General features: G+C 71.2%; 9 protein-coding genes, 1 other RNA gene and 1 pseudogene. 3 read left to right on the top strand and 8 right to left on the bottom strand.

Annotated features, from left to right (window positions below):
* On the bottom strand, window positions 1–811 hold an 811-nt coding region (locus DKT68_RS32590), incomplete at its 3' end, for a hypothetical protein (RefSeq protein ID WP_201749248.1).
* A gap of 82 nt (window positions 812–893) precedes the next feature.
* Window positions 894–1,097: a hypothetical protein gene (locus DKT68_RS30150; protein ID WP_109820768.1), complete on the bottom strand. Its 204-nt coding sequence runs from the start codon at window positions 1,095–1,097 to the stop codon at window positions 894–896.
* 158 nt (window positions 1,098–1,255) lie between these two features.
* On the opposite strand from DKT68_RS30150, the gene DKT68_RS30145 reads away from it, so the two are divergent.
* On the top strand, window positions 1,256–1,753 hold the full coding sequence (locus DKT68_RS30145) for an NUDIX hydrolase (protein ID WP_109820766.1): 498 nt from the start codon (window positions 1,256–1,258) through the stop codon (window positions 1,751–1,753).
* On the opposite strand, the gene DKT68_RS30140 is transcribed toward DKT68_RS30145, so the two are convergent.
* The 3 genes and pseudogenes from DKT68_RS30140 to DKT68_RS30130 all read right to left on the bottom strand — a co-directional run bounded on the left by DKT68_RS30140 (window position 1,667) and on the right by DKT68_RS30130 (window position 3,436).
* Complete coding sequence (locus DKT68_RS30140; RefSeq protein ID WP_109820765.1) at window positions 1,667–2,218, bottom strand: hypothetical protein; 552 nt, start codon at window positions 2,216–2,218, stop codon at window positions 1,667–1,669. The genes DKT68_RS30145 and DKT68_RS30140 overlap by 87 nt on opposite strands.
* A gap of 139 nt (window positions 2,219–2,357) precedes the next feature.
* A pseudogene (locus tag DKT68_RS32585) lies at window positions 2,358–2,456 on the bottom strand (PadR family transcriptional regulator); the annotation flags it as partial.
* 107 nt (window positions 2,457–2,563) lie between these two features.
* Window positions 2,564–3,436 (bottom strand): AraC family transcriptional regulator, encoded by an 873-nt coding sequence (locus DKT68_RS30130; RefSeq protein ID WP_109820764.1) that lies wholly within the window; start codon window positions 3,434–3,436, stop codon window positions 2,564–2,566.
* A 170-nt stretch (window positions 3,437–3,606) separates the two neighbouring features.
* Between DKT68_RS30130 and DKT68_RS30125 the strand changes: the two genes are divergently transcribed.
* Window positions 3,607–4,197 (top strand): GrpB family protein, encoded by a 591-nt coding sequence (locus tag DKT68_RS30125; protein WP_201749247.1) that lies wholly within the window; start codon window positions 3,607–3,609, stop codon window positions 4,195–4,197.
* Window positions 4,198–4,322: 125 nt separating this feature from the next.
* Here the strand turns inward: DKT68_RS30125 and DKT68_RS30120 are convergent, their stop codons facing one another.
* The 3 genes from DKT68_RS30120 to rnpB form a co-directional block, all read right to left on the bottom strand.
* A complete protein-coding gene (locus DKT68_RS30120; RefSeq protein ID WP_109820763.1) occupies window positions 4,323–5,276 on the bottom strand; it encodes a redoxin family protein in 954 nt (317 codons plus the stop codon).
* Window positions 5,277–6,500, bottom strand: coding sequence for an epoxide hydrolase family protein (locus tag DKT68_RS30115; protein ID WP_109820762.1), 1,224 nt, complete (start codon window positions 6,498–6,500; stop codon window positions 5,277–5,279). It abuts the gene before it with no gap.
* A 300-nt stretch (window positions 6,501–6,800) separates the two neighbouring features.
* Window positions 6,801–7,215: RNase P RNA component class A (gene rnpB, locus DKT68_RS30110), an RNA gene on the bottom strand.
* Between the two features lie 149 nt (window positions 7,216–7,364).
* Here rnpB and DKT68_RS30105 point away from each other — a divergent pair.
* Window positions 7,365–8,126, top strand: a complete 762-nt coding sequence (locus DKT68_RS30105) for a sulfite exporter TauE/SafE family protein (RefSeq protein ID WP_109820761.1) — start codon at window positions 7,365–7,367, stop codon at window positions 8,124–8,126.
* Window positions 8,127–8,184: the final 58 nt, after the last annotated feature.

Here is an 8,184-nt window from a genome sequence, read left to right as displayed (position 1 = left end):
CTTTGCGGGCGGTGGTCCGGGTGCCGCGGGGGGCGGTGGCCCGGGCGGCGGCCGGACGGGCGGGTGACTTGCGGGCGGTCACCTTCCGGGCGGGCGCCTTGGCCGCGACGGTTTTCTTCGCCGGCGCCTTCTTCGCCGCCGCCTTGCGGGTGGCGGTCGACGAGGTGGCGGTCGACTTCGCTGCCGGGGCCTTCTTCGCCGGGGCCTTGCGGGCGCCGCCGCTCGGGCGGGTGGACGCGGTCTTCTTCGCCGTCGTCTTCTTCGCCGGCGCCTTCGTGGCGGCCGTCTTCTTCGCGGTGGACGCCTTGGTCGCGGCCTTGCGCGCCGGCGCCTTCGCCGCGGCGGTGGTCTTCTTCGCCGCCGACGTCGTGGTCTTCTTGGCCGCGCTGGTCGTCTTCTTCGCGGCGCTGGTCGTCTTCTTCGCCGTACCCGTGGTCTTTTTCGCCGTACCACCCGTGGTCTTCTTCACGGCGGCGGTCGTCTTCCTCGCGGCGGACGCCGGGGTCCGCTTCGCGGCGGTGGTCGTCTTGCGGCCGGCGGCGGAGGCCTTCGCCGGCGCTTTCTTGGCCGCGGTGGAGGTCTTGGTGGCGGCCTTCTTCGCAGGCGCCTTGGCCGCGGTGGTGGTCTTCTTGGCCGGGGCACGCCCCGCACCGCCGGCCGCCTTCCGGGCTGGCGCCTTCGCGGCGCCGGTGGTGGACTTGCGCACGGGGGTGGTCCGGCTCGCTGCCGTGTTCCGCTCCGCCGCGGCGGTCTTCTTCGCGGTGGTACGCCGGGCGGCCGGGCGGGTGGTGGCCTGCTGTGCTTCGGCCATCGTGGTTCCCTCCTTGGGGACGTGCTCTCGCGTGCGTCCTCGCGGAGCACGAAATACCTCGGCGCGGGCCGTCCCGCGCCGCCTACCTGTCCTCCCCGGCCCACCGGGCGTCCTCGGCGTCCCACGCCTCGTTGCGCTCCTGCACCCGTTGCAGGGCGTTCTCCGCGTCGGCCGCCGAGTCGTACGGGCCGAGGACGTGCTTTGCCGGGCACACGTCGGCGTCCGTCTCGACCCGATGGTGTCGGGTGCACCAGTAGAACTGCCCACCACGTCCGCTGTCGCTCATGGGATCACTGTGCACCGCGATCCGGTCGCCCGCCACCGGATCACGCAAGTCGCCGACCCTCTCCACAGTAGAGCCGCTTTCCGCGCCCCGAGGCGGAATGCCGAAAGAAGTGCAGGTGAGGCGCGGTGGCCGCGGGAGGAGCGGCCTATGATCGCCCGATGGCAGTCCCGGACTACATCCTGCGGATGCGCAAGCACGTCGGTCACGACCTGTTGTGGCTGCCCAGCGTCAGCGCGGTCATCCGGAACGACGCCGGTGAGCTGCTGCTCGGCCAGCGCGCCGACGACGGGCGCTGGTCGGTCGTCAGCGGGTTCGTCGAGCCCGGCGAGCAGCCGGCCAGCGCACTGGTCCGCGAGGTGCAGGAGGAGACAGGCCTGGACGTGGTGCCGCTGCGTCTGTCCAGCGCCGTCTCGCACCCGCACACCTACCCCAACGGGGACCGCTGCGAATACCTCAACCTGGGCTTCGTCTGCCGGGTGGTGGCTGGCACCGCCCGGGTCAACGACGACGAGTCGCTGGCCGTGCGGTGGTTCCCGATGGACCGGCTGCCCGAGTTGGACGCGCACGCGCTACTGGTCCTCGCCTACGCGCTGCGTGACAACCAGTCGGCCGGTTATCTGCCGCCGGGCACGACGTGGGACGACGTGCCCGGCTGAGCGTGCGCGGGTCAGACCGTTGACGGGGTCGGCGTCGGGGTTGGCGTGAGGGCGACCGGCGCGGCGGGCGCCGACCGGGCCGCCCGGATGGCGTACGCGAGCGCGTAGGGCGAGCGGCTTCTGCGCACGCTCCGACCAGCGCACTCCCATGAGCCAGGTCTGGATCGGGTTCATTGCCAGCGCGGTGCCGACCACGATCCCGACGCAGGCGGGCGGGGCCAGCAGCAGCGCGGCCACGGTGCACCGGCGGGCCCGCCGGTGCACCGTGGTGCGGTCGACCAGCGGCGCACCGGCCCGGCCGACGGCGAGACTCACGGCGAAGCCGACCATCTTCGTCCGGCGCCCGTCCGCGGCGAGCACGTGCAACTCGGCGACCCACTCGCGCTGCAGGTCGTCGCGGAGGTCGGTCGGCCAGCGTCTGGCGGCGACCGCCAGCACCATCTCGGCGACCCGGCGGGTCACCACGCCGGTGCTCCGGCGGGGCCCGCGCCGCCCATGAGGGACGACCGTCGGGGATGGCGGCGCGCAGGTGGGCGAGCGCCCGGCGGGCCTCGGCCGCCCCTTCGGCGGTGAGCCGGTAGTAGCGGCGGGCCGGCCGGCCGACCGCGACGGGATCGATCGCCTCCCAGTCGGCGGTCAGCCAGCCGGCCGCCCGCAGCCGGTGCAACACGGGATAGAGCGTGCCGCTGGGCAGGTCGGTCATCCGCATCAGGTCCAACCCGTACCGCTGCACCTCCGGCTCGGTGAGCAGCGCCGCCAGCACCTTGGCGACCGGAATCGTCATCCGCATCCGCCCACTCTATCGGTTCTCTACATAGGGGTGGGGACCCGTTCGACGGGAATCCACAGCTCGGCGTCCGCGTGACCGCCGTCCTCGGACACCCGCACCCGCGAGATCTCCGGTCCGGGCCGGCTGCGGTACGGGTTGGACGGGAACCACTGGGTGAACACGTCCCGCCACAGGAACTGCACGGCCTGCGGGAACGCACCGGAGGTGGTGAAGACCGCCCACGTCCCGGCCGCCACGGGCAGCGCGTCCAGATCCTCCGGCGGCGGCGCCCCGGTGACCACCCCGTGCCAGTAGTCCAGCTCGGTGCCCTCCGCGCGGCTGTCGGCGAGGTTGTCGCTGACGTTGACGATCCCCGCCGGCTCCTGATCGGAGAGCGCCTCGATCCGCCCGACCGTCTCCCGGTCGATGCCCTTGATGAATGCCACGATGCCCGGGTTCATCCCCTCGTGTACCAGCGGGACCCGGGCCTTGCGCCCGACCAGGGTGAACGCGTCCTTGCTGACGATCCGGTACTCCATGCTGCCGCTCCCTTCGACGGTCAGTCGGAAGGACATCCGGGGCTGGGCGCGCAGCGCGGCGCCCGTACGGCGGGCCTCGCCGGGCGTCACCCCGTGCACCGCGTGGAACGCACGGGCGAACGCCTCCGCCGAGCCGTAGCCGTAGCGCACGGCGATGTCCAGCAGTGTCCGCTCCCCCGCCAGCACGTCCGCGCCGGCGACGGTGAGCCGACGCCGCCGGACGTACTCGGACAGCGGGATGCCGGCCAGCGCGGAGAACAGCCGCCGGAAGTGGTACTCCGACGTCACCGCGATCCTCGCCAGCTCGGCCACCTCGACCCGCTGGTCGAGGTGCCGCTCGATGTGCGCCATGGCCTCGTTGAGCCGCTCCAGCACCCGGGCCTCCTTCCCTGTCGAGCAGTCACGCTAGGCGTCACGGCCGGCGGCGCACCCGACATCCGGTGCCCGCGATGGTCGGGTTGGACGTCCCTCCCGGCTCACCCGGTCGCGGCCGCGGCGGTCGCCGATGTCGTACTCTGGCGGACTTTGATCCTTCGGAGGTTGCGGTGCCTGAGTATCCGCCGGACGTCGTGCGGCGCTTCCACGCCAGCCCGGATCAGGTGGGAGCCGGCCTGATCGGCGATCCACCACGGACGTGGCGTGCCGTCGTCATCGAGGACTACGACCCGGCCTGGGTGGATCGTTTCGCTGCCGCCCGGTCGTTGCTCACCGAGGCCCTGGGCAGCCTGGTCATCGGCCTGGAGCACGTCGGGTCCACGTCGGTGCCGGGCCTGCCGGCCAAGCCCGTCATCGACATCGACCTCCTCGTCGAGGACACGGCGGAGGAGTCGGGCTACGTGCCGGCACTGGAGCGGGCCGGGTACCGGCTCGTGCTCCGGGAGCCGTGGTGGCACGGTCACCGGATGCTCGTCAGCGCGGCGGAGGACGTCAACCTGCACGTCTGGCCGCGGGGGGCGCCCGAACCCGTCCGGCACCGGCTCTTCCGCGACTGGCTGCGGTCGCACCCGGACGACCGTGAGCTGTACGCCACGACCAAGCGACGCCTCGCGCGGGACACCGCGCACCGGCCCAGCGACTACAGCCTGGCGAAGAACGACGTCATCGATGCCATCTACGGGCGCATCTTCGCCGTGTGAGGAGGACCAGACGGTTGTCGGACAGCGGGCGGGACAACCCCGTGCCGGCCGGGGAGCGGGATGCGCGGGGTGACGCGAAGTAGCGCGGTGCCCGCCGGGCACCGCGCCGCGCGGATGGTCGCGCGCTACCCGAACGTGAAGGCGTACGCCTCGGCACCGGGCTCGCGGAACGCGATCTCCAGGGTCCGTTCCCGGATCGTGTCGTCCTGGCGTACGAGCTGGTAGAGACGGCCGTCCTCGAGTAGGCCGTCGCCGTTCTCGTCGACGTCGACGCCATGTGACGGGCCCGGAGGTTCGCCGTCGAGGAGCACGCGGAAGGGGATCGGACCGCGCGCTCCGGGAGACAGCACGAGGTGCGCGTCGCGTGCGTGGAAGCGGTAGGCGATGCTCCCGTCGGCCCGGTCGAGCACGACATTCTCCGACCCGATCGTCCACTCTCCGGTCAGGGCCCACTGGTTGAGGCCCAGGCTCTCGGGTGGGTCGTAGGCGCGGCGTTCGTCGAGCGCGGCGCCGTTGGGCGACGCGAAGCGTTCGCCGCGCCCGAAACCGAGGTACGTCTCCGGCGTACGCAGGTGGTCCCAGTCGGCCTCCGCCTCCACCCCGGCACCTTCGACGGGGACGGGCTCGCGCTCGATCCCGAGCAGTTGCTGGATGACACGCTCGGACTTCTCGTACCGTCCCTCACCGAAGTGGTCGTCGCGGATGACCCCGTCCGCGTCGACGAAGTAGAGCGCCGGCCAGTAGTGGTTGTCGAAGGCGTTCCAGACCGCGTAGTCGTTGTCGACCGCGACCGGATAGTCGATCGCTCGCGCCGTCACCGCCCGTCGCACCCAGTCAACCTCGTGCTCGAACGGGAACTCCGGCGTGTGCACACCGATCACGACCAGCCCGTCGTCGCGGTAGGCCTGCGACCAGGCACGGACGTACGGCTCCTGGCGCAGCCAGTTGATGCAGGTCAGCGTCCAGAAGTTCACGAGGACGACGCGGCCGCCCAGCTCGGCGGGGCCGAGTGGCTCGGAGTTGAGCCACTCGGTCGCCCCGCCGAACGAGGGCAGGTGCGGACGGCCGAACACGCTCATCTAGCGAAGCGACCGGAAGCTGTCGCGCATCTCTTCCGAGAAGAGTTGCGGCTGTTCCCAGGCCGCGAAGTGCCCGCCCCTGTCGAGCCGGTTGTAGTGGATGAGGTTCGGATACGCCCGCTCCGCCCAGCTCCTCGGCGCCTCGTAGAGCTCGTCCGGGAAGACGCTGACGGCGACCGGGATGGAGACGCCCTTGGCAGCGAAGAAGGAGAGCTGGTTCTCCGCGTAGAGCCGAGCGGCGGAAACCCCTGTGTTGGTCAGCCAGAAGAGCGTGATGTTGTCGAGGACATCGTCCGGCGTGATGCCCCGGGGCTGCCCCGCGACGGACTCCGTGATGAGCGCCAGGCTGGCCGCGTCATGGTCGAGCATGTAGGTCGCCAGGGCGACGGGCGAGTCCGCCAACCCGGTCAGCGTCTGCGGGCGCCCCATCTCCAGGGCGTAGCCGGAGTGCTTCCAGAAGAAGTCCGCCTGCTCACAGGCACGCTTCTCGTCATCGGAGAGATTGGATGGGAGCGAGTCGAGCGGGTTGTTCGCACCGGTGATGCCGGACTGGAGCAGCGCGTCGATCTCCGGCGGGTACACGCCGGGCATGTTGGTGTGAATGCCGATCAGTTCCGGCGGCGCCTGCACTCCCATCAGCTCCGTGATGAGGGCGCCCCAGTCGCCGCCCTGCGCCACGAACCGGGTGTAGCCGAGGCGCTTCATCAACTCGATCCAGGCAGTCGCGATGTGTTCCGGATCCCAGCCGGGCATGCTCGGCTTACCGGAGAAGCCATAGCCGGGCATCGACGGGATCACCAGGTGGAAGGCATCCGACGCGCTCGCACCGTGTGCCGTGGGATTGGTGAGTGGGTCAATGATCTTCAGCTGCTCGATCACCGAACCCGGCCATCCGTGCGTGACGATCATCGGCAGCGCATCCTCGTGCTTCGAACGCACGTGGATGAAATGGATGTCCAGGCCGTCGATCTCGGTGATGAACTGCGGTACGGCGTTCAGTCTCGCCTCGACCTTGCGCCAGTCGTAATCCTTCTCCCAGTAACGGGCCAGCGTCTGAATCGTCGCGAGCTGCACGCCCTGCGACTGGTCGGGAACTGTTTCCTTTTCCGGCCAGCGCGTGGCCGCGATGCGGGCACGCAGTGCCTGGAGGTCGGCCTCGGGCACTTCCACCCGGAAGGGTCGGATCTCAGCGGTGCGGGTTCGCGTTTCGGTCTTGACGGCCATGCGTGCCTCCCTCTCGTCTGAGCTCACTGGAGGTCGAACGGGCATTTCGGCTCTCTTGACTGCGACAAACGGGACGGCCCGGCTCGTGCCGCGCGAGGGGCATCTCCGGTTCAGGGCGCCGCCCGGACGTGTGCCCGGTCAAAGGCACGCCGCCGCCATATGCCGAGCCCAGAACGCCTTACCCCGATATCGCGGGAATACGGGTAGTGCCCCCGTACGCCTTGCCAGACGGGGCCAGCGGCAGCACGTGAGACGACAACAGGCCAGCCACCGGTACGGGTGGCTGGCCTGATCGGGCGACGGACGAGTCGACCTGTACGCCGGATTCTGTGCGCGGCGCGTACCCCGAGGGGTTCGCGCCGGCGGCGGCCATCCATCTCGGCCTGCCGTCGCCGGCAGGCTCCAGCGGCCTACCCGCAGACATCGGGCGGGCAGCCCTCAAGCGTCTGCGCCGGGTCGTCATCTTGCGGTGACGGCCCTTGCTTGGCCTTGCTCCGGGTGGGGTTTACCGAGCCACCCCGGTCACCCGGGGTGCTGGTGGGCTCTTACCCCACCGTTTCACCCTTACCGTCCCCGAGGGGTCGGCGGTCTGTTTTCTGTGGCACTGTCCCGCGGGTCGCCCCGGGTTGCCGTTAACAACCACCCTGCCCTGTGGAGTCCGGACGTTCCTCGGCGGCGGGTCGAAACCCGCCGACGCGACCGCCCGGTCGACTCGTCCGTCGCGCTCTCATCCTAACGACGGGCGGGCCGTGGGTATTGCCGCCCCGCCTGGCCAAGATCGCGCAGTTCAGGGGCATCCATGGTCATCCGGGTACGGACTCCGACGTGCCCGTCCGACCAGGCGGGGACTAGCCTCGTGGGGCTATGGATCTCTCCCACGCCGCGCTGCTGCTCGCCGCCGGTCTCGCCGCTGGCACGGTCAACGCGGTGGCCGGTGGTGGCTCGCTGATCACCTTTCCGGCGATGATCGCGGTCGGGCTGCCGCCGGTGCCGGCGAACGTCAGCAACTCCGTCGCCGTGTTTCCCGGGTACCTGGCCAGCGTGGCGGGCAGCCGGGCCGATCTGCCGCGCGGTCGGGCGCTGGCCACGCTGGTGCCCACCACGATCGTCGGCACCATCCTCGGCGCGTTGCTGCTGCTGGCCACCCCGGCGCGGGCGTTCGAGCTGGTCGTGCCGTTCCTGGTGCTCGGCGCCACCGCGGTGCTCGCCTTTCAGGACCCGCTGCGCCGGCTGGTCGGGCACCCCCGGGACCTGTCGCCGCGCCAGCGGACGGTCGCGGTGCAGACGATGGTCGCGCTCGGCGCGGTGTACGGCGGATACTTCGGCGCGGCGCTCGGGGTGATGCTGGTGGCCGGGCTGGCCCTGGTGCTGGACGCGACGCTGGCCCGGGTGAGCGCGATCAAGAACCTGCTCTCGGCGGTGGTGGGGTTCACGACGCTGGTGGTGTTCGCCCTGTTCGGGCCGGTGAACTGGGCGGCCGTCGGGGTGGTCGCCCCGGCCACGCTGATCGGCGGGTACGCCGGCGCCCGGCTGGTCCGCCGGCTGCCCCCGGTGCTGCTCAAGACGATGATCGTGGTCTTCGGCACGACGATCGGCCTCTACCTACTCTGGCGCGCCCTGACCTGACGCCAGCCCGACGCCACACCGCCCGTCGACCTGAAGCACCCCCGACCCCCCGACACCC

Source organism: Micromonospora acroterricola, assembly GCF_003172955.1.
GTDB classification, from domain to species: domain Bacteria; phylum Actinomycetota; class Actinomycetes; order Mycobacteriales; family Micromonosporaceae; genus Micromonospora; species Micromonospora acroterricola.
The sequence above is the reverse complement of the archived record's forward strand: the minus strand, read 5'-3'. Positions and strand labels throughout refer to the sequence as shown.

Excerpts from the sequence above, each read along its gene's own strand:
- DKT68_RS30150 (WP_109820768.1), bottom strand. The coding sequence starts at position 1,097 with ATGAGCGACAGCGGACGTGGTGGGCAGTTCTACTGGTGCACCCGACAC.
- DKT68_RS30145 (WP_109820766.1), top strand. The coding sequence starts at position 1,256 with ATGGCAGTCCCGGACTACATCCTGCGGATGCGCAAGCACGTCGGTCAC.
- DKT68_RS30120 (WP_109820763.1), bottom strand. The coding sequence starts at position 5,276 with ATGAGCGTGTTCGGCCGTCCGCACCTGCCCTCGTTCGGCGGGGCGACC.
- DKT68_RS30115 (WP_109820762.1), bottom strand. The coding sequence starts at position 6,500 with ATGGCCGTCAAGACCGAAACGCGAACCCGCACCGCTGAGATCCGACCC.
- DKT68_RS30105 (WP_109820761.1), top strand. The coding sequence starts at position 7,365 with ATGGATCTCTCCCACGCCGCGCTGCTGCTCGCCGCCGGTCTCGCCGCT.